The 20242-nt window shown below is 37.2% G+C and carries 19 protein-coding genes and 1 pseudogene; 16 read left to right on the plus strand and 4 right to left on the minus strand.

Features of this window, described 5'->3' with window-relative positions:
- Positions 1 to 10: 10 nt before the first annotated feature.
- The 3 genes from CJ229_RS07570 (at position 11) to CJ229_RS07580 (ending at position 4544) form a co-directional block, all read left to right on the plus strand.
- Positions 11 to 1546, plus strand: coding sequence for an ATP-binding cassette domain-containing protein (locus CJ229_RS07570; protein ID WP_102167866.1), 1536 nt, complete (start codon positions 11 to 13; stop codon positions 1544 to 1546).
- Positions 1543 to 3075 (plus strand): ATP-binding cassette domain-containing protein, encoded by a 1533-nt coding sequence (locus tag CJ229_RS07575; RefSeq protein WP_102167865.1) that lies wholly within the window; start codon positions 1543 to 1545, stop codon positions 3073 to 3075. The genes CJ229_RS07570 and CJ229_RS07575 overlap by 4 nt, the downstream gene beginning before the upstream one ends.
- Before the next feature lie 131 nt (positions 3076 to 3206).
- Positions 3207 to 4544 (plus strand): hemolysin family protein, encoded by a 1338-nt coding sequence (locus tag CJ229_RS07580; protein WP_102167864.1) that lies wholly within the window; start codon positions 3207 to 3209, stop codon positions 4542 to 4544.
- A gap of 611 nt (positions 4545 to 5155) precedes the next feature.
- Here the strand turns inward: CJ229_RS07580 and CJ229_RS07585 are convergent.
- Positions 5156 to 5407, minus strand: coding sequence for a GlsB/YeaQ/YmgE family stress response membrane protein (locus CJ229_RS07585; protein ID WP_068129769.1), 252 nt, complete (start codon positions 5405 to 5407; stop codon positions 5156 to 5158).
- A gap of 126 nt (positions 5408 to 5533) precedes the next feature.
- The gene (locus CJ229_RS07590; protein ID WP_070457231.1) at positions 5534 to 6715 is read right to left on the minus strand and encodes an MFS transporter; all 1182 of its coding nucleotides are present in this window, start codon (positions 6713 to 6715) and stop codon (positions 5534 to 5536) included.
- 75 nt (positions 6716 to 6790) lie between these two features.
- Here CJ229_RS07590 and CJ229_RS07595 point away from each other — a divergent pair, with 75 nt between their 5' ends.
- From CJ229_RS07595 to recQ, 11 genes are all read left to right on the plus strand, one after another.
- Entirely contained in the window at positions 6791 to 7369 is a 579-nt protein-coding gene (locus CJ229_RS07595; RefSeq protein WP_070709185.1) for an anthranilate synthase component II, read from the plus strand.
- Positions 7370 to 8452, plus strand: a complete 1083-nt coding sequence (gene pabB, locus CJ229_RS07600) for an aminodeoxychorismate synthase component I (protein ID WP_102167863.1) — start codon at positions 7370 to 7372, stop codon at positions 8450 to 8452.
- Positions 8445 to 9041 (plus strand): aminotransferase class IV, encoded by a 597-nt coding sequence (locus tag CJ229_RS07605; RefSeq protein ID WP_068129780.1) that lies wholly within the window; start codon positions 8445 to 8447, stop codon positions 9039 to 9041. The genes pabB and CJ229_RS07605 overlap by 8 nt, the downstream gene beginning before the upstream one ends.
- A gap of 9 nt (positions 9042 to 9050) precedes the next feature.
- Complete coding sequence (locus CJ229_RS07610) at positions 9051 to 9266, plus strand: hypothetical protein (RefSeq protein ID WP_068129783.1); 216 nt, start codon at positions 9051 to 9053, stop codon at positions 9264 to 9266.
- 10 nt (positions 9267 to 9276) lie between these two features.
- Entirely contained in the window at positions 9277 to 9525 is a 249-nt protein-coding gene (locus tag CJ229_RS07615) for a hypothetical protein (RefSeq protein WP_070709189.1), read from the plus strand.
- A complete protein-coding gene (locus CJ229_RS07620; protein WP_040929485.1) occupies positions 9522 to 10427 on the plus strand; it encodes a 5-oxoprolinase subunit C family protein in 906 nt (301 codons plus the stop codon). The genes CJ229_RS07615 and CJ229_RS07620 overlap by 4 nt, the downstream gene beginning before the upstream one ends.
- A gap of 194 nt (positions 10428 to 10621) precedes the next feature.
- A complete protein-coding gene (locus CJ229_RS07625) occupies positions 10622 to 11572 on the plus strand; it encodes a metal ABC transporter solute-binding protein, Zn/Mn family (RefSeq protein ID WP_210391812.1) in 951 nt (316 codons plus the stop codon).
- Between the two features lie 11 nt (positions 11573 to 11583).
- Positions 11584 to 12318: a metal ABC transporter ATP-binding protein gene (locus CJ229_RS07630; protein ID WP_102167862.1), complete on the plus strand. Its 735-nt coding sequence runs from the start codon at positions 11584 to 11586 to the stop codon at positions 12316 to 12318.
- Positions 12306 to 13181 (plus strand): metal ABC transporter permease, encoded by an 876-nt coding sequence (locus CJ229_RS07635; protein WP_070623504.1) that lies wholly within the window; start codon positions 12306 to 12308, stop codon positions 13179 to 13181. The genes CJ229_RS07630 and CJ229_RS07635 overlap by 13 nt, the downstream gene beginning before the upstream one ends.
- Complete coding sequence (locus tag CJ229_RS07640) at positions 13178 to 14059, plus strand: metal ABC transporter permease (RefSeq protein WP_070623507.1); 882 nt, start codon at positions 13178 to 13180, stop codon at positions 14057 to 14059. The genes CJ229_RS07635 and CJ229_RS07640 overlap by 4 nt, the downstream gene beginning before the upstream one ends.
- Before the next feature lie 80 nt (positions 14060 to 14139).
- A complete protein-coding gene (recQ, locus tag CJ229_RS07645) occupies positions 14140 to 15909 on the plus strand; it encodes a DNA helicase RecQ (RefSeq protein ID WP_102167861.1) in 1770 nt (589 codons plus the stop codon).
- A 192-nt stretch (positions 15910 to 16101) separates the two neighbouring features.
- On the opposite strand, the pseudogene CJ229_RS08850 reads toward recQ, so the two are convergent.
- Both CJ229_RS08850 and CJ229_RS07660 read right to left on the minus strand, forming a co-directional pair.
- A pseudogene (locus tag CJ229_RS08850) lies at positions 16102 to 17285 on the minus strand (IS256 family transposase).
- Positions 17286 to 18061: 776 nt separating this feature from the next.
- The gene (locus CJ229_RS07660; RefSeq protein ID WP_180953428.1) at positions 18062 to 18919 is read right to left on the minus strand and encodes a DMT family transporter; all 858 of its coding nucleotides are present in this window, start codon (positions 18917 to 18919) and stop codon (positions 18062 to 18064) included.
- Between the two features lie 154 nt (positions 18920 to 19073).
- On the opposite strand from CJ229_RS07660, the gene CJ229_RS07665 reads away from it, so the two are divergent.
- Together CJ229_RS07665 and CJ229_RS07670 are read left to right on the plus strand one after the other, a co-directional pair.
- On the plus strand, positions 19074 to 19481 hold the full coding sequence (locus CJ229_RS07665; RefSeq protein WP_102167886.1) for a FixH family protein: 408 nt from the start codon (positions 19074 to 19076) through the stop codon (positions 19479 to 19481).
- A gap of 79 nt (positions 19482 to 19560) precedes the next feature.
- Complete coding sequence (locus CJ229_RS07670; RefSeq protein ID WP_102167887.1) at positions 19561 to 20226, plus strand: SDR family NAD(P)-dependent oxidoreductase; 666 nt, start codon at positions 19561 to 19563, stop codon at positions 20224 to 20226.
- The last annotated feature ends 16 nt before the right edge of the window (positions 20227 to 20242 follow it).

The raw sequence follows: 20242 nt of genomic DNA on the forward strand, positions 1-20242 counted from the left end.
AGGTGTAAACATGAAGTTTGATTTGGATAGAAAGTACATCGTGATCTATACGCTCATTTCAACCGTAGTTGCAGTGAGTTATTTATTGTTCGGTCACGAACTATCAAAACTACTTGAAAACTTAATCATAAACAAAACGACAGTAAAAACTGAATTTATAATGCTCATCGTGTACTTTATCTTGTTTTTCTTAGTGACATATATGTATAACTTCTACACGAGTAAAGTCGCAAGTCAAAACTTAACAGAAAAAGCAAAAGCTCTTGCACGCAGTATTCACGTCGATTCAAAGAGAGATAGCGAATCGATTTTAAACGCAATATTTGTCCATTTAGAAAAGTATCGTCCGTATCAAGAAAGTTTTATACCGACGGTCGTTTTAACTGTGACAAAGGTCGTTATAATTATCGTTGCACTCTTTTTTATAGAGCCAGTTGCAGCAATTATACTTCTTACAACGGCGCCTTTTATACCGCTATTTTATATATTAGTCGGCCTTAAAACTGAAGATGAGGCACTCGAGCAAGCGACAGAGTTCGACGAGATGGGCACGCTATTTTTAAATTTAGTACGCGGAAAAGACACAGTCACCTATACGAACGCTGAACGTGAGGCGAGTCGTGCGTTACAAAAGAGTAACGACAAGTTTTTATCGACGACGATGCATATATTAAAATATGCTTTCCAATCGACGTTAATGCTCGAGTTTATAACGATACTCGGTATTGGTCTAACGGCGCTCGAGGTCGGATTACGTATTATCATCTTTGAAAATATTACGTTTTACCAAAGTTTCTTTGTACTGCTCATGGCACCGGAATTTTATTCATCATTAAAAGTGATGGGGACAGAATTCCATAACGGAAAAATCGCAGACGGTCACTTACAAAAAGTGAACGAGTCACTAGTAGCACCACGTAAAGAGTACCGTGAAAAAGGTGAGTCGTTACAGCTCCACGACGTTACGATTACGACAGACCGCGACTTACTTAAAAATACGTCTATTCAGTTTAATAAATCTGGTCTCATAGCGATTACCGGAAAATCTGGTGTCGGGAAAACGACGTTATTAAATACGATCGCTGGATTACACCCACCGACAAAGGGACAAGTAACGATTCAGAGCGACGACGTGTTATATATATCTGACGATATTTACTTATCTGACACGACGTTTAGACAGTATTTTAACGATCTCGAAGAAGATAAAATACTCAACGTCTTACAAGAACTTCAACTTTACGACAGTATTATGAATCTTGAAGCGGGGCTCGACACGTTAATTATCAACAATAATGTACCGTTAAGTGGCGGAGAAATTGTTCGACTGAAACTCGCACGTGTATTACTTTTACGTCCACATATCGTATTGATGGACGAACCGACAGAGTTTTTAGATGAAACGACTGAAGAGATCGTATTAGAGCATTTAAGTCAGCTAAAAGAACATGCGTTAATTATCGCAGTCGTTCATCGACGTGCATTATTAGATATCGCGGACACACATATCGTTATGCAAAATGAAACGCTAGAGGTGAGTGTATGAACTTTTTAAAAAATGAACAAATAAAAGTATACTTAAGCATCATCCTCGGCATTTTAAGTGGCCTTGTTGGTGTCTCGATATTCGGTTTAAGTGGCTATATGATTAGCTTGAGTTATTTTAATCCGCCACTTATTACAATAATTTTTATTATCGTAATTATTAAACTGTTCGGCTTATCAAAAGGTGCGTTTAAATATTTTGAACGTATATTTTCTCATGAAGCGACGTTTCAAATGATCAACCGTTTGCGTATTGATTTTTTAAATCAGACATTGGCAAATCATATTAAGACACGTGACGTCCGGTTAATCGAACGTTTAAATAAACATTTTGATGATATTGAAGGGTATTATATACGAATTGTTTACCCGATTGTTACAGCTGTTTCGACTGTGCTTATTGTCATTATTTTATCGGCGCTCGTTAGTACGAAACTTGTCATTATATTTAGTGTGTTTTCATTGTTCGTTTTACTCGTCGTACCACTAATTTTTAAGCGTGTATTTGAACGTATTTATGATGAAGAAAGTGACGTAGAGTCCACGCTCTATTTAAAAGTATATAGTCTCATATACGGGTATACGGATTTTTTCATCAACAAAGAAATCGATGAAAAGCAGCATGGCATCGAGACGTTAATTGAGCGATATAACGACAAGAAATTTATGCGCGCGAACATAACACATATCATGCGAATGACTGCACAGGTACTACAAATTATCGGATTGTCACTCATTATTTACGCGGTGGATGATGTACTACTGTTACCGATGATTCTCTTGATATTTATAAACGTTGTGGAATTGCTTGTCCCAGTTATGCAGCCGGTGAGCGAGTTCAGTCGTGTGAAAGAGACAATCAAAAGAATCGAAGGTCATTCTGAGAACGAGCGTCCGTTTAACGAAGAGTTGTCAGTTAAAGACTTAACGTTTCGGTATGAAAATTCAAAGCGCGACGTGTTAAAACACGTGACGTTAAAAGTTAAACGAGGTGAAAAGCATGTCATTATTGGGCCGAGTGGATCTGGGAAGTCGACGTTACTTCATCATTTAATTACAGAAGATGCGAGTGTGATGCCACAGTTTTTAGATTTTTACAACGGGACATTAAGAGATAATTTAACGATGTTCGGTAAAAATGAAATTGAAGCGGACGAGTTAAAAGAGTATTTGGATGATTTTAATTTAAAAGAACTGGAACTGGATGATTATATGTACGCCACTCGTCACATGTCAGCGGGTGAAATGAAAAGACTGCATGCGATTCGTATGATTTTAGAACGTAAAAATACGTGGATTATGGACGAGCCGACAGCCCGACTAAACGATATTTTACGAGAAAAAATGTGGGACCTTATATTAAAGCAAGAGACATTAATCGTCGTGACACATGATTTAAGTCATTTGGACGAGTTTGATTTTATTCATTATTTAAAAGATGGAGAAATCGTTGAAACGATTACGAGTCACGCGTTAAAAGAAGAGAGTTCAGAAATTAAAAAAATCACTGAACGTTTTACATTTGAATGATGTAGAAATATATTCAAAATTAAGCGAATGTGGTAAAATATCAATACTATATTGGAAAAAGAAACGTATCGTAAGCATACTTATCTATATATAGCTAATCAATGGAGGTGACCCCGAGTTCGGGGAACGTATTGGATACGACCACAATCTTAAATCTATTTATATTTATTCTACTCATTTTACTGACGATGATGTTCGTTGGATCTGAGTTTGCATTTGTTAAAGCGAGATTATCAAAAATCGATCAACTGATTGAAGAGGGCAATAAAAAAGCCGAATTAGTGAAGCATATGATTCTTCATCTCGACTATTATTTATCTGCCTGTCAGTTAGGGATTACAATCACAGCGCTAGGATTAGGTTGGATTGGAGAATCAACATTTGCAATTTTATTAAATCCCTTATTTGACTTAATTAATATACCAAACGAGTATATGACGATCGTTAGCTTTATTGTCGCGTTTACAATCGTGACGTTCATACACGTCGTTGTCGGTGAACTTGCACCAAAAACAGTTGCAATTCAGTATGCTGAAAAAGTGAGTATGGTATTTGCGAGACCACTCTATATATTTGGAGTTATCATGAAGCCATTAATATGGTCAATGAACGGAACTGCGCGATTTTTAGTGAGACTCATTGGTATAAAAGATGTCGCGACAGAACATGCACATTCTGAAGAAGAATTAAAAATTATTATGACACAAAGTTATAAAAGCGGAGAAATCAACTTAACAGAGCTCGCTTATATGAAAAATATATTCTCATTTGATGAAAGAGCCGCAAAAGATATTATGGTTCCGAGAACTCAAATGATCACACTGCAACAACCGATTACGTTAGAAAGTGTCTTAGAAACTGTAAACGAATATAGCTTTACACGTTATCCAGTGACAGACGAAACTGGAGATAAAGACCAAATTATCGGATTTATAAACGTCAGAGAATATTTCACAGAGTATCTATCGGGTAAAACAGATAACATCGAAGACTTTATACACGAACTCCCTGTTATCACTGAAGTATCTCATATTTCAGATGCGCTAATTAAAATGCAAAAAGAACGTGTCCACATCGCACTCGTCATCGATGAGTACGGTGGAACAGCAGGCATGATGACGATGGAAGACATTCTCGAAGAAATCGTCGGTGAGATCCGTGACGAATTCGACGAAGATGAAGAACCAGAAATCGTTAAAGTCGAACAAGAAGACAACCTGTATCATATTAACGGAAGAATGCTACTTTCAGACTTAGAAGAAATGTTCGGTATCGAATTTGAAGACAGCGAAGACATCGATACAATCGGAGGCTGGCTGCAAAACATTAACCCCGACATCTCAGAAGGTGATGTTGTCGATACGAAAGAAGACAAGTGGGTCGTCTTAGAAACAGACAACCACACAATCAAGACAATCGCTTTTTATCGAAGTTTATATAACTACGAAGACGAAGAAGTAAAAGATTAACAGCTGGGCGGTTTTTTATCTTGTAGGATAAAAAGTGAACTATCGCTCATTGCTAATTTACAAAAATGAGGCTTGGAGATTGAAATTTGTTAGATATATCAGGATATTTAACAAAAACTCAGGATCCGGCCTCTTTTTTGTTAGTTAAAAAGATATAATTAACAAAAACAGTGGCGCCGACCTGAAATATGTTAAATAAATCGGGATATCTAACAAAATCGCAAAATTTTTGTTAAATAAAATTTGGCGATTTTGTCTTATTACTCTTTAGGTGATAAAGAACTCTTATCACGCCGTTTAACAGCTGCACACCAAGCTTTTCATCTCTCTTATTTACAAAAAAGCTCCTCGAACACTAAAATCTATTAGATATATCAATATAATTAACAAAAAACCGGCTTCAGAACACGTTTTTGTTAGATAAAAAAATATATTTAACAAAAAACGCGCCGGCGACGCGAAATATGTTAAATAAATCCGGATATCTAACAAAATCACCACTTTTTTGTTAAATAAAATAAAGCGAAGTTGAATTATTACACTTTGAGAATAACAAAAAACTCCACAAGGCCATTTATCAGCCTTGCGGAGTTTCTTACTTTTAAATATTATTATTTTCTTAATCGTCCAAATATGAATGAAACAATTAAGATTAAGATGATCGCACCGAGTAGTGTGCCTATGATACTCATGCCACCAACTGTTGGTCCAATATTTAATCCAAGTGCGTTACCAATTGATGCTCCGACTAATCCTGCGATGATGTTACCAATAACACCACCTGGAATGTCTTTACTAATGATTAAGCCGGCAATCCAACCAAGGATACCACCAACGATTAATGTCCAAAGCCATCCTAACATAAAAATTCCTCCTATAAGTAGTTCATATATTAAATAAACTAAATGTGTTATTAAATACCAGTATTATTATCTGATATATATTACATACCCGACTATATATGTTATAAACATTTACAGTAAAAACTTTTATGCTTTTTCTTTTCGATGCTTAAATACAAAGGCCAAATAAAAACTAAAAGCGATGATAATACTTATCGCGCTGATTAAGTAAATGTACGAATAACCAAATAAATCTGACACGAATCCAAATATTAACGCTCCGAGTCCAACTCCTAAATCAAAAAATGAGAAGAACGTTGCGTTTGCCATACCACGCCTGTTCGACGCTGCGCGATTTACTGCCATCGCTTGGAGTGCGGGTTGTACAAATCCAAATCCGAGTCCGTATAGTATTGCTGCGATGTATAACGTCGTCGCTGATGTCATAGAGAACATCATAAACATAGCAACTGTAATCATGATCATTCCTGGAACGAATACGACTCCCATACCGTGGCGGTCAAATAATTGTCCCGCGTAAAATCGAGTAGAGAGTAGTGCGAGCGCGTATACGACAAAATATATTTGAATGCTGTGAGACGAGAATCCAAGTTCGATTGTGTATGCAGGTAAAAACGCTGCGATACCACCGAACGTAAATGTCACAAACATAAGTAAAAATGAAGCCGGTAACGCCGTTTTTTCAAATAAATCAAAACGGTGATACGTCGTACTCTTACTCGCTTCTTTATCCGGTTTAACATAATTAATTTGCGTTGCAAGAATGAATGCAATGAGTATTAATGTTCCGCAGAGGATAAACAACCACGTAAACGAAATGTAATCGACTAAAAATAAACCGAGTGCCGGTCCAAGCGCAAGAGCAATATTCGCACTAATAGAGAAAAATCCGAGACCTTCACCACGACGAGATGCCGGAATTAAGTCTGTTGCGATCGTCCCTGTTGCGGTCGTTAATGATCCCCATCCAATGCCCTGCACAACTCTAACTATTAATAAGACGAATAGTACTGTACTAATTGTTAACGAATATGTCGACACTAAAAATATGATTAAACCGTAGAAGAACACGTAACGACGACCTTTTGTGTCAAGCCACGTCCCAGCAGCTGGCCGAATGAGTAGTGCACTAAAAGTAAATATCCCAACGACGAGACCGATATATTTATTATCTAAACCGAGGTCTTGAACGAACAACGGTAATGTCGGTAACGTCATTTGAAACGATAGAAAAATAAAGAAGTTTGCAAATAAAATAATAATGAAATCTTTTGTCCATATTCTATCGTGTAAATTACTATTGTCCATCGCTAGTATCCGCCTTTCTATTAAATTAAATTTCGTATAAAATAGAACGTATCACTAACATATAGAGGAAATTTTATGAATATACTAATGATTGATAACTACGATTCATTTACGTATAATCTCGTTCATTATTTAGAAATGAACGACAAAGGTGTAAATATAATCGTGAAACAACCGTATGAACTTAACAATAATACCATAGATGACGAAAGTATTATAGGGATTGTCGTTTCTCCAGGGCCATCTCATCCGAAAGACCGACCTGAAGTAATCGAGTTTTTAAAATCTGCTTGGGGGAAAGTTCCGATTTTAGGAATTTGTCTCGGCCATCAAATGTTATGGCATATGACAGGTGGCACAGTGACACATTTAAAACGTCCGGTGCACGGAGAAACGTATGAACTCACGCACGACGAAAAATTTATCTATAAAAATATCGATAATCCAATTCAGATTACGCGTTACCATTCTCTCGTCTGTAAAGGCGATAACGACGAATTTGTAGTCGTCGGCACAGCAGACGATGAAATAATGGCAATCCGCCATAAAACGGAGGACATTTTTGGACTTCAATATCATCCAGAATCGATATTATCTGAAGAAGGTCATGCACAAATTAATAATTTTATCGATATCGTATTGGAGAGATGCTAAATGAAAGCACATATCAATTTCACAAAAAATGGCGTCGTTGAAGACTTGTATTTTGTAAAACCGGTTAAAACATACGATGAAACAACACCTTTAAAAGATGTATTAGACGCGTTAGAAACTGCACAAAACAACGACCAATATGCACTTTTTGCAGTGACATATGAGTCGTATAAAAAAGATGAAACAGAATTTCTCGCTGCAATTTACGATGCACCAGTTTCGAGAGACGTCTTTTTATCTGAAAGAGAAAATGGTTCGTATAAATTATCTCCGTATAAAATGATTGAATCACAAGAAGAAATCGAAAGTAATATCGAGAAAGTGCGAGACTATATACGAGATGGGCATACGTACCAAGTGAATTATACGACGCGTATGCATGGGCAGTTTTCAGGAGATGCGCATGCGCTCTATGAAAGACTCACTGAGGAAAATAATGGAGGCTACACAGCGTTCATTGAGCACGGTGATTTTGCGATTGTCAGCGCGTCACCAGAGTTGTTTTTTGAAATCGATAGCGACCGCACGATTCGAACGCGCCCAATGAAAGGAACAGCTCCTCGTGGTGAAACGCTAGAACAAGATGAAGAAAACTATGCCTTTTTAAAGAATTCTAAAAAAGACCGTGCAGAAAACGTAATGATCGTCGACTTACTTAGAAACGACGTATCGAGAGTATCACAAAGTGGCACGGTGTATGTTCCGCATTTATTTACAATTGAAAAATATAAAACAGTATTTCAAATGACGTCGACAGTTGAAGGTCAGTTAAAAGATATACCATTTAGCGAGGTGTTCGGCTCACTCTTCCCGTGTGGATCGATTACAGGTGCGCCAAAACAAATGACGATGGAAATTATTGAAGCGCTCGAATCGACAAAGCGTGGGTATTACTGCGGGGCAATCGGTCTTTTATATAAAGATCAAACGACAGTTGTGAACGTACCGATTCGTACGATTGTCATCGAAGGCAATAAATATACGTACGCAGCTGGCGGCGGTATTACGTATAATTCTGATAAGACGAGTGAGTATCACGAAATTCTTACAAAATCTAAATTTTTAGAGCAAGCATATGACTGAACTTATTGAAACGATGCGCCTTGAAGACGGTGTCGTGAAGCGTTTAGACTATCATAATAGACGTATTAATCGGTCGGCTGAAGTATTTCATCTGAACAAGATAGATTTAAAAGAAGCGGTTAATAGTTATGTAAAAATACATAACTTAAATCAAGGCGTATACCGAATTCGTGCACTATACAATAATGATTTGACATTGATGCATGATAAGTTAGAAGAAACAACAGAAATTACCGCAAATGTCATTCAAATGGACTGTACAGAAACGAAATGGTTAAAACATAAAACGACGAAGAGAGAACAATATAAAACAAGTGAGTATCCGTTTGCGTTATACTATGATAAAACGGAAAGAATCACAGAGTTTAACATCGGTAATCTCGTCGTTAAAACGCATGATGGTTATTTCACACCGAGTAAAAGTGGTCTATTAAATGGTGTGATGAGACAATTTTTATTAGACAATGGTACTATAAGTGTACGAGATTTTACTTTAGATGAATTAACCGAACGATATAACAATAACGAGATTACGATTTATTTAATCAATAGTTTAAGAGAGTGGGTCAAAGTGAACCTACAAGTTTAGGAGTGAACTATGTTTACACTATTATTATTAGGCATATTAGTCGCCGTCATTATATTGGCGTTCTATATCAGTACATATTTATATGAAAATGACATTACACTCGTCGCACTACTCGTCGTAGTCGTCGGTATCATCGTAAGTATTATACTCGTCGGTTGGATCATGGATAACACCGTAGAGTTTGTAAGTCAAAAACTAGAAATATTCTACAATCCAGACAGTTAGGAGAATGGTGATGATTTTTGAAAATGGTGAACGTGTAATGACCTATCAAAGCAATAAAACACTGACTGATAGCGAAAAAGAATTGATGCAGCAAAAATTTGAAACGTTAAAAACAGACGAAATATACGATATCGTATTTACGACATCTACAGTTAATATTTTGTACCATCCAACGTTAATGATGGACCGTCTAAGCATGATCGACCCATCAGAAGTTGTACTTGAAGTGATTGAAGAAGTGGTAGGTGTTTTAAAATGAGTATTATTATTCAAGATAAAGGACTACTGTCTACAGTAGTTTCATCATCTGAAGCACTCGACAACTTATCTCCACAAATCGCAAATAAACTCGTCGGTAACCCTGTCGATGAAAAGACAATCGAAATGGTCATTCGACCAGCTAAAATTGCATTTACAGAACCGACAGTAATCGCGTTTTCTGGTGCACTATTTAACGTTACAGTTGGCGATAAAAAACTATCTGCTAACCGTATGTACATACTTGACCGTGGAGACGTATTAACATTCCACGATTCTGACCGTGGAGGACGCGTCTACCTTGCGATCGCGGGCGGAATTAAAACGAACGGTTCTAACGTATTAGAGTCCGGAGACGAAATTACGATGCGACGCGATTATACTGAATTACATGACGAAATCTTTAGCATGATGCGAAATCGTTCGACAGTGTCATGGGGAATTGGATCGTATTCACTTGCTGAAGTATATTTATCGGATAATTTCCATATCGTAAAACGTAAAGGTGTCGACGAATCTGTCTATAGAACGTTAGAAGACACGTATGCCGTCACGTTTGAAAAATACCGCTACGCACTTAATTTAGAAGGTGAAGCGGTCGATTATACAGATGATTCGGTCGATAACTACGGTGTATCGGGCGGTGTGTTTTTAAAAGATGGCCAGCCGTTTATCGCATTAAATGACTTTGAAGACTCCACAGAATACACACATATCGGAACGATACCGAGCTATCATATGCATAAGCTCGCGCAAAAAACAAAAGACTCGAAACTTAAATTTACTGAAATTGATGTCGAGCACGCATACGTAAACTTATATAACTACGAAATGTGGAAGAAAAGCCTATTCAAAGCGATCGATTATAAAATCAGTAAAGAACTCGTAAAAGAAAAAATGTAATAACAATTTTTTACCCGACAACATTAATTTGTTGTCGGGTTTTATTTTTCAAAAATTAGACAAACCTAAAAATTAAACGGGCTAAATACTATTAAATGCCTTTTTTTCTAAATTATTAATTTAATTTTTAGCCTTTACAAAAATATAAATTTAGTATAACCTAAACTTTATAAAAATAATTGGAGGTATTGATGATGAAAAAATCAATATATTTACTATTTGTAGCAGTAGTTACTTTATGTTTAGCTGCATGTGGTAATGGAAATTCAGATTCGGAGTCTCAGTCTGATAAGAAAGAATCAAACGAAGGAAAACCAAGCTTAGTCGTCACGACTACTTTCTTAAAAGATATGGTTTCTGTTTTAGAGGAAGGTGTGGATGGATTTGATACACATTTAATCATCCCAGCAGGCGAGGATCCACACGTATACGAACCAAAAGCGAGTGATTTAGATTCACTTAAAAATGCGGATGTCGTTCTTTATCATGGTTTAGATTTTGAAGGACGAATGGCAGATGTGTTATCGAGTGGAGTGTCAGTAACTGAAAAATTTAACGAAAGCAATTTAGAAGAAATGGAAGAGGATGAAGGAATCGTCGTCGACCCGCACTTCTGGTTTGATTTAGATCTTTATCAGCAAGCGATGGAACGTGTAAAAGAAACGCTAATTGAAAATAATCCAGATGGTAAAGAGCAGTATGAAGCGAATTTTGATGCATATGTCGAAGAGTTAAAGGAACTAGATTCATACATTAAATCTAGAATCGATGAAATTCCAGAAAAATCACGTGTCCTTGTCACACCACATGACGCGTTTAACTACTTCTCAAGAGCATACGGTATGGAAGTATTTGCACCTCAAGGTGTGTCGACAGACAGTGAAGTTTCGAACAATCAAATTCAACAAACTGCAGATAAAATTGTAGAAAACAATATTAAAGCAATCTTTATAGAAACGACTACTAATCCTGATCGTATGAAACGACTCCAAGAAGTCGTTAAAGCACAAGGTGGAGAAGTTGAACTTGTGAGTGACGGTAACGAATTATTATCTGACTCTCTAGCGCCTGTTGGAGAAGATGGAGACACGTTCTTAACGATGTATCGTCATAACATCGACGTTATCGTAGATCATTTAAAATAGGGGTGAGTCACATGAGCGTAAATGTAATCGAAGTGAAAGATGTTACAGTCGCTTACGATAATACGCCAGCGGTTTCTAGCTTAAATTTCACGTTAAAAAAAGGAACGTGCACAGCAATCGTTGGACCAAATGGTTCCGGGAAGTCAACGATGATTAAAGCGATTATGCAACTCGTAAAGCCAGTTTCCGGAAAAGTGACCGTCGAAAATAGTAGCAGTAAACAGGCGTTAAAAAATATCGCCTACGTACCACAAAAAGGGGAAGTCAATTGGGACTTCCCTGCTACTGTTTTTGATGTCGTTTTAATGGGACGCTACGTCCATAAAGGGTGGATTAAACGCCCGACAAAAGAAGATAAACAAATTGCTTATGATGCATTGGAAACGATGAAGATGCTTCCGTTTAAAGACCGTCAAATTTCTGAATTATCTGGAGGACAGCGCCAACGTGTATTCCTCGCTCGTGCAATTGCACATAATGCGGATATTTACATTATGGACGAGCCACTTCAAGGTATAGATATTACGACTGAAGAGCTAATAATTAAGACGATGAAGCAACTTCAAAAAGAAGGAAAAACGTTCCTCGTCGTTCATCATAATTTAATGACAGTTCCAGAGTATTTTGACCACGTCGTCATATTAAACAAACAAATTATCGCACAAGGCACAATCGAGGACGCATGGACAAAAGAAAATGTAAATGCAGCTTATTTTGAAAAGGGTGTCGGCACATGGACGTCTTAATGAGTTACACGTTCCAAGTCGTTGCACTTGGAACTGTTATTTTATCTATCGCGAGTGCAGTCATCGGTTCTGTCAGCGTTATTAAAGGACAAAGTTTAATTGGTGATGCGATTGGACATTCGACGTTTCCAGGTGTCGTGTTAGCCTTTATGCTATTCAATGTGATGGAAACATATATACTCGTCGTCGGTGCAATGGTGATGGGTGCAGTGGCGTTCTTTCTGATACAACTTATTACACACGAGTCTAAAATTCCGTTAGATAGTGCGCTAGCCCTCATATTATCAGGATTTTTTGGACTTGGTATGGCGTTAAAAAGTTACGTCCAAGGACACTCGAACTATAGAGGGACTCAAGGGATCGATGATTTTATATTCGGTCAAGCGGCATATATTTTAAAAAGTGATGTGTACTTAATTATCGTGACGTCTGTCATCGGACTTTCGATTTTCTTTATCTTTTATAACGAATTAAAAATATACATGTTCGATTATATATACGCGAAATCTATTGGTATTAACATTAAGTTGATTAATGCATTGATACTCATTATGACATTAGCGATTATATCTGTCGGGTTAAAAGCCGTCGGCGCGATTTTAATTGTTAATATTTTAATTGCACCGACTGTTATCGGTCAACTCTGGTCGAATCGCTATGGTGTCGTTTTGACCATAGCATCTATTGTTGGTGCATTATCAGCATTTATAGGGACATATGTATCTACAGCGTTCACTGGTATCCCTACAGGTCCTGCCATTATATTAGCACTCAGTTTCTTCGTCATCGTTTCGATGCTCTTTTCACCGAAAGGTTTTATTAGTCGAATAATTCGTAATAAACGGTTAGGAGGAGCGCTATGATAGAAGTATTACTCGTACTTATCATGACTGGATTATCGACGAGTCTTCTCGGAGTTTTTCTCGTACTTAGAAAAAGTGGTATGGCAACAGATGCGATCAGTCATACTATTTTACTCGGTATCGTCGTCGTCTTTTTCTTAACTGGTGACTTACGTTCGCCGCTACTTATTATCGGGGCGACACTCGTTGGAATTTTAACAGTGTATTTAATTAATGTCGTTACGGCCTCGAAAATGATGCGTCAAGATGCAGCGATTGGTTTAGTATTTACTGCACTATTTGCAGTCGCAGTCATACTCGTTTCACGTTACGCAAGAAACGTTCACTTAGATATTGATGCGGTATTACTCGGCCAAGTGTTATATGCTCCTTTAAACCGCATCGATCTATTCGGGGTGAGCTTACCGTACGCATTCGTACAGTTGTCGATTATATTTATTATTAACGTTTTATTTGTCGTAATATTTTATAAAGAGTTAAAAATATCGAGTTTTGACCCAGTGTATGCGACGCTCGCAGGATTTAGCGCGATGATTGTCTACTATGTTTTAATGACGCTCGTTTCAGTCACTGCTGTTGCTGCTTTTGACGCGGTCGGCTCGATTCTCGTCATTAGTTTTTTTATCGCACCTGCAGCAACGAGTTATTTAATCGTCAACAGAAGTTTACTTAAAATGATTATATTGTCTCTTGTGATATCTGTCATTAACAGTGTCATTGGTTGTTACATCGGATTCTATTTAGACATCTCAATTTCAGGCGCAGTCGCTTCAATTTCGACGGCAACGTTCTTTATCGTATACATTGGTACGCGTATATTAAAAGCGTACAATCATAAAAATTATATGAAGAAAGAGACTCGAGCGTATAACTCATAGAAAAGTTCAGTTCACTTTAATATTTGAATCATTTAATGTATAATAAGTTAGCTTAAAAGTTGGACGATTGGGTGAGTTGTATGGAATCTGTATTAAAAAAGTCATTTGGTTTAGAGACGTTTCGACCAAAGCAAAAAGAAATTATACAGTCAGTTTTAAACGGTCAAAATACGTTAGGTGTATTACCAACAGGATCTGGGAAATCGTTATGTTACCAAGTTCCTGCATTAATGTTTGACGGTACGACGATCGTCATTTCACCGTTAATTTCGCTTATGCAAGACCAAGTGACAGCGCTTGTCGATAAAGGAATTAAAGCAGCGTATATCAACTCAAACATGACAAAAAAAGATCAAGCGCGAATCGAGCGACGATTATTAAATGGGGATATTGACTTATTATATGTCGCGCCGGAGCGCTTTAAAAATGAAGAGTTTTTAGAAATTATCTCGAGAATTAATATCCCGCTTGTTGCATTCGATGAAGCCCACTGTATCTCAAAATGGGGACACGATTTTAGACCAAGTTATCAAGACGTTATTTCGGTCATCAATGAATATATTGGAGACGCGGTAAAAGTCGCGTTAACTGCGACTGCAACTGAAGACGTTGAGAAAAATATTATAGAGCTTTTAGAAATCGATGAGACGGATGTCTATAAAACGTCAGTAAAACGCGACAATTTAGAGTTAATTGTCAATGACACGTTCCAGCGCGAGCGTTTTATCGTTGACTATTTAAACGAACATAGAGGCAAAAGTGGCATTATATACGCGGCGACGCGTAAAGAAACTGAAAAGATCAGTGGCTTTTTATCAGATAATAATATTGATAACAGAATTTACCACGCAGGACTTACGAAGTCTGAGCGTGAAGAAAATCAAAATGCGTTTATAAAGGATGACGTCAAAGTCATCGTTGCAACGAACGCCTTTGGTATGGGAATCGATAAGGAGAATATCAGGTTCATTATCCACTACAATTTACCTGGAGACCTGGAAAGTTACTACCAAGAAATTGGGCGAGCGGGTCGTGACGGTAAAATGAGCCAATGTATTCTTTTATCGAACCCGAGAGACATTGCGCTCCAACAGTTTTTCATCGACCAATCACAAGCGAGTGACGATGTAAAAGAAAGTATGCGTGAAAAACTCGACCGAATGATTCAATATAACGAAACGTCAAAATGTTTGTCGTCGTTTATCGTAAAATATTTTGATAAAAATGAATACGTGACTGAGTGCGGGGAGTGTTCAAACTGTAAAAGTGACGCGCGTACAGTTGATATGACTGAGGAAGCGAAACTTATTATGACACTCGTTAAACTAGTGTCGCTGTCACCTGAAAAAGTGATTCAAGTGTTACGCGGTGAAGTGAACGATAATATTATTGATTCTGGCTTGACTGAAGTCAGCCAGTTCGGGCAATTATCGAACTACTTAACGAGCGAAATTCACCACATAATCGAAGAACTCGTATTTAGAGGATATATACATTTAGAAAACGATACGTTATACGTCGTGAAGAAGAGTGAAGCGGTACTTAACGGTATAGAAATGATTTACACGGTACCATATCGCACGCAGTTTAAAGAAAAAGTAAGCGTATCGACGGAATCTAGTTTTAACGAGGCTCTTTATCAGCAACTAAAAGATAAGCGTGAAGAACTTGCTGTGGCGCGAAATATAGATGCTGCGCAGATTTTTACAGATGCGTCGTTAAAAGAAATCGCAAAAAAGATGCCAGAAACAAAAGGCGACATGATCAAACTGCTTGGCATCGGAAACTATAAACTCAAACATTACAGCCCACACTTCTTAAAAGTCGTCGAAGAGTATAGTAAGAAATAGGGGAAGAGTCTTTTCATCTTTAGAGGATGAAAAGACTTTTTTTATTGTGGTTCGGGGAGGTCTAGCGGGATTGAGACTTGGTGGGGTCTCTCGGGTCTCTCGGGTCTCTCGGGTCTCTCGGGTCTCTCGGGTCGCTTATTTATAAAAAATGGGTCAAGTCTTAAATATTGTGTAAAATAAAAAATCTCTCTGTTATTCTTTAGCTTCCACGAACGCGCTCACTTTTCTATTTGTTTCTTTATAGGCTTCATTCGCATCAAGAAGAAGTGCGCCAATTAAACGAAATGCAGACTCGACATTTGGAAATACTCTAACAACGCGCTCACGACGTCTTAACTCACTATTTAGTCGTTCGAGTGCGTTTGTACTTTTTAAAAACTTTTGTCTAGCCGCTGGACACATTAAACATTGAATCGCATCGTCAAATCCACTTTCTAAAATTTCTACCGCGTGATTAAATCTTGGATCCTCTGATACAAAGTCTAAAAACTTCTCTTTTGCTTCTCGTGCATGTTGGGGTGTTGTCGTATGAAAAATCTCTCTCAATAATTGACGCGCAGCAGTTGAACCTTTTTTAGGCATTACATTCGTAATGTTTCTTAAGAAATGGACTGTACATCTTTGCCAAGGTGTGCCCGGGAACTCTTCTTGAATCGCCTGCTTTAAACCTTGATGTGAATCTGAAGTAATGAGTTCTGGTTGTGTTAACCCACGATTTTTTAAGTCACGTAAAAAGTGCCCCAGTGATTCTTACTCTCAGCATCATCCACTTTAAACCCAAGTACTTCACGATGACCATCTACACCAATACCGAGCGCAATATACACAGCTTTAGAGACGATTCTATGATTCTCACGTACTTTAATATACATCGCATCTACTGATACATATTTAAATATATTGTGTGTTAATGAACGCTCCGCGAAGTCTTGGATTTCTGGATCTAATCGTTTCATCACGTTAGATACGAATGATTTCGAGACACTTTCTCCGACTAGTTCTTCCACAATTTTAGTGACTTTACGCGTAGACACACCGCTGACTACCATTTCAATCAAAGAAAGCACGAGCGCCTGGTCCTTTCTTTGCCACTTCTCAAATACCTGTGGTGAAAACTCTCCGGAACGTGTTCGTGGGACTTCGAGTTCAATTTTTCCAACTAACGTTGTGAACCCTCGGCGATAACTGCCATTACGATAGTCTTTTCGACTACTGTTTCTTTCATATGAGCCAATACCCATGTATTCATCTCGTTCTTCTTGCATCACTTGATTTAACACTAAAGTTAGAAGACCCTTAGTCATTTCATTAAGGTTACTTCCAGAGATATCCTCTAGAATTTTTTTCATATCTACTGTAAAATTAAGTTGAGTCATTTGTATTCTCTCCCTGTTAATTTTTGTTGGTAACTGAATTATAACAGAGAATACGATGGCTCTTTTTTTCTATTTTACACAATTATATGGACGTAACTTAGATAAAACAGGATACTTAACAAAAATTGGGTCGTGGCCTCTAAATATGTTAAATATATCCGGATATCTAACAAAAACGGGGATTTTATGTTAAATAAAACCGAAAGAATTTGAGTTTTTAATCTTTTAGGATAAAAAGAAACTATCACTCCTCGCTTATTTACAAAAAACAATTGAATTTGTTAGATATATCGAGATAATTAACAAAAACTCCGGATTTAGCCTCGTTTTTGTTAGATAAAAAAATATAATTAACAAAAACACGACGCCAACACCAAAATATGTTAAATATATCCGGATATCTAACAAAAACGGGGATTTTATGTTAAATAAAACCGAGAGAAGTTGAGTTTTTAATCTTTTAGGATAAAAAGAAATTATCACTCCTCGCTTATTTACAAAAAACAATTGAATGTGTTAGATATATCGAGATAATTAACAAAAACTCCGGAACTGGCCTCGTTTTTGTTAGATAAAAAAATATAATTAACAAAAATTGGGTCGTGGTCTCGAAATGTGTTAAATATATCCGGATAACTAACAAAATCGCAAAATTTTTGTTAAATAAAACACACTCAAATAACATTTTTATTCTTTTAGAGTAAAAATTACCGAACGAACACACCAAAAAGCGAGACCCGGAATCAGCATGGTCTCGCTCCTTTTCAACAGAATTATTACGTTCGTTTTTGCGGTAAGTTTTTCATGTACATATAGAAACTTGCTGCGAAGATGATAATGTACCCGATAATCGATAGAATATCTGGGTATTCTCCAAAGAATATGATACTGAACATCGCAGTAAATATAATCGTCGTGTAGAAGAATATCGAGATCTCTTTCGCTGGTGCATAACTGTATGCAATCGTTAGGCCGAATTGTCCTACTGATGCTGCGACTCCTGCAAGTAATAGGAACATGAGTTGTTCACCGGTCATCGGTTCATAGTTATAGATGAAAAACGGCAGTAACGCGACTGTTGAAAATCCTGAGAAATAAAATACGACGGTGTAAAATTTCTCGCGATCTCCGAGGACTCTTAACACAGTGTACGCTCCTGCAGCTGCGAGAGCACCGAGCACCCCGACTAAGGCATCAAATGATGTACTTTCAAACGACGGTTTGATAATAAATATCGCACCAATGAATGCGATAATAATCGAAGTCATTTGGAATCGTCTAATATATTCCTTTAAAAATATTGCGGATAAAATAATCGTGAAAAACGGACTGAGCTTGTTTAAAATATCTGCGTCACTTAAGACGAGTTTATCGAGTGTGTAAAAGTTAAGGATAACCCCGATTAACCCGAGCGTTGAACGCAGTAATAGCAATCCTTGGTTTTCTTTTTTACCAAACAGTGGTTCTTTATAGCGAATGACGAGTACGAGCGCAATCAACATCGCGACGAAGTTTCTAAAAAACGCTTTTTGTACTGTTGGTAAGTCGCCAGAGTATTTTACAAAGAGCGACATTAAACTAAAACCAAGAGATGAAATAATTAAAGCGATAATCCCTTTCGTTATATTGTTCAACTGTATACCTTCTTTATTATTAAAATTACTATCATAGTGTAACACATAGATTGGTATATATCTTTGTCAAAATCTATACATAATTAAGCGATAAAGAACAAGAAAATGTATGATATTCTAAATTTATATCATACATATTGGAGGCAACATATCAATGAAAAAATTATTAGGTGCAGCAGTATTATCAAGCGTTTTAGTACTTGGAGCATGTGGAAATGACGAAAACAAAGACGACATGGAAGGACACGAGCATCACGATCACGACGAAGTTGCTGGTTTAGATGTTGAGTTAACGACTCCTGAAAAAGCAACAGCTGGTGAAGAAGTTGAATTCGTTGCACACGTTACTTCAAACGATGAAGATGTAAACGATGCAGATAAAGTATTATTTGAAGTGTTAAAAGACGATGAAAGCCTCGATAAAATCGAAGGTGAATTTACTGAAAATGGACTTTACAAATTGAACTACACATTTAAAGAAGCAGGAACATACGAAGTGATCTCACACGTTGACGCGAACGGCTTACACACAATGCCTAAAAATGAGGTTGTCGTAGAGTAATTACATTTCTAGACGAAAAAAATAGAATGGCGTAAAATAAGTATCTAAGAATGGTGAACATTCTAATGGAGGTACTTAGATGAAAAAGACGTACATTATTACAGATGCTTTAACAGCAATTGGGCAACGTTTGGCGCATGAACTTGCAAAGCGTGGCCACAATTTAATATTATCTGGAAATGACTACAACGAACTCGAAGCGTTGCACGATGAATTAAAATCATATAGTGATGCGCATCACGAAGTATTTTTACTCGAACAAGCAAAAGAAATCGACTGGCTAAATATGGTCGATAAAATAGATTCAACATACGACGGTTTAAATGGTGTGATTTTTATACACTCCATTGAGACTGAAGATAACGATGTATACAATGTTTCATACGATGAATTTACTGAAGTTATGAACGAACACGTGTGGGGAACGTACCTTGGAGTACGCACGTTACGCAATCAATTGATCGAAATGAAAGAGACGAAAATCATCAATTTAGTAGAACCTGTACGTGAAGAAACATTCGAACACAATTTATATTATGCAGTTACCGGTGCGATAGAAGGACTCACGCATGCGATACAAAGCGAGCTTCGTAAAGAAGATCTTAACGTTTATACGCTAAGCTATCGTCCGACTGAACGAGATGCTTCGTTCAATCCAAACGACGACAGCGCAGTTGGGACTATTTTTAAAATTCTAGATGATGAGATTTCAAATGATAATAACGAAACGATCATCATTCATTAAAAAACCACTCATTTTC

The sequence above is a fragment of the Nosocomiicoccus massiliensis genome, assembly GCF_002871345.2.
Taxonomy (GTDB): domain Bacteria; phylum Bacillota; class Bacilli; order Staphylococcales; family Salinicoccaceae; genus Nosocomiicoccus; species Nosocomiicoccus ampullae_A.

Bases quoted from the DNA above. Each gene is read 5' to 3' on its own strand.
- CJ229_RS07615 (WP_070709189.1), top strand. From the start codon at position 9,277: ATGATTTTTGAAAATGGTGAACGTGTAATGACCTATCAAAGCAATAAA.
- CJ229_RS07640 (WP_070623507.1), top strand. From the start codon at position 13,178: ATGATAGAAGTATTACTCGTACTTATCATGACTGGATTATCGACGAGT.
- CJ229_RS07635 (WP_070623504.1), top strand. From the start codon at position 12,306: ATGGACGTCTTAATGAGTTACACGTTCCAAGTCGTTGCACTTGGAACT.
- CJ229_RS07605 (WP_068129780.1), top strand. From the start codon at position 8,445: ATGACTGAACTTATTGAAACGATGCGCCTTGAAGACGGTGTCGTGAAG.
- CJ229_RS07630 (WP_102167862.1), top strand. From the start codon at position 11,584: ATGAGCGTAAATGTAATCGAAGTGAAAGATGTTACAGTCGCTTACGAT.
- pabB (WP_102167863.1), top strand. From the start codon at position 7,370: ATGAAAGCACATATCAATTTCACAAAAAATGGCGTCGTTGAAGACTTG.
- CJ229_RS07610 (WP_068129783.1), top strand. From the start codon at position 9,051: ATGTTTACACTATTATTATTAGGCATATTAGTCGCCGTCATTATATTG.
- CJ229_RS07625 (WP_210391812.1), top strand. From the start codon at position 10,622: ATGAAAAAATCAATATATTTACTATTTGTAGCAGTAGTTACTTTATGT.
- CJ229_RS07570 (WP_102167866.1), top strand. From the start codon at position 11: ATGAAGTTTGATTTGGATAGAAAGTACATCGTGATCTATACGCTCATT.
- CJ229_RS07590 (WP_070457231.1), bottom strand. From the start codon at position 6,715: ATGGACAATAGTAATTTACACGATAGAATATGGACAAAAGATTTCATT.
- CJ229_RS07670 (WP_102167887.1), top strand. From the start codon at position 19,561: ATGAAAAAGACGTACATTATTACAGATGCTTTAACAGCAATTGGGCAA.
- CJ229_RS07585 (WP_068129769.1), bottom strand. From the start codon at position 5,407: ATGTTAGGATGGCTTTGGACATTAATCGTTGGTGGTATCCTTGGTTGG.
- CJ229_RS07595 (WP_070709185.1), top strand. From the start codon at position 6,791: ATGAATATACTAATGATTGATAACTACGATTCATTTACGTATAATCTC.
- CJ229_RS07575 (WP_102167865.1), top strand. From the start codon at position 1,543: ATGAACTTTTTAAAAAATGAACAAATAAAAGTATACTTAAGCATCATC.
- CJ229_RS07665 (WP_102167886.1), top strand. From the start codon at position 19,074: ATGAAAAAATTATTAGGTGCAGCAGTATTATCAAGCGTTTTAGTACTT.
- recQ (WP_102167861.1), top strand. From the start codon at position 14,140: ATGGAATCTGTATTAAAAAAGTCATTTGGTTTAGAGACGTTTCGACCA.
- CJ229_RS07620 (WP_040929485.1), top strand. From the start codon at position 9,522: ATGAGTATTATTATTCAAGATAAAGGACTACTGTCTACAGTAGTTTCA.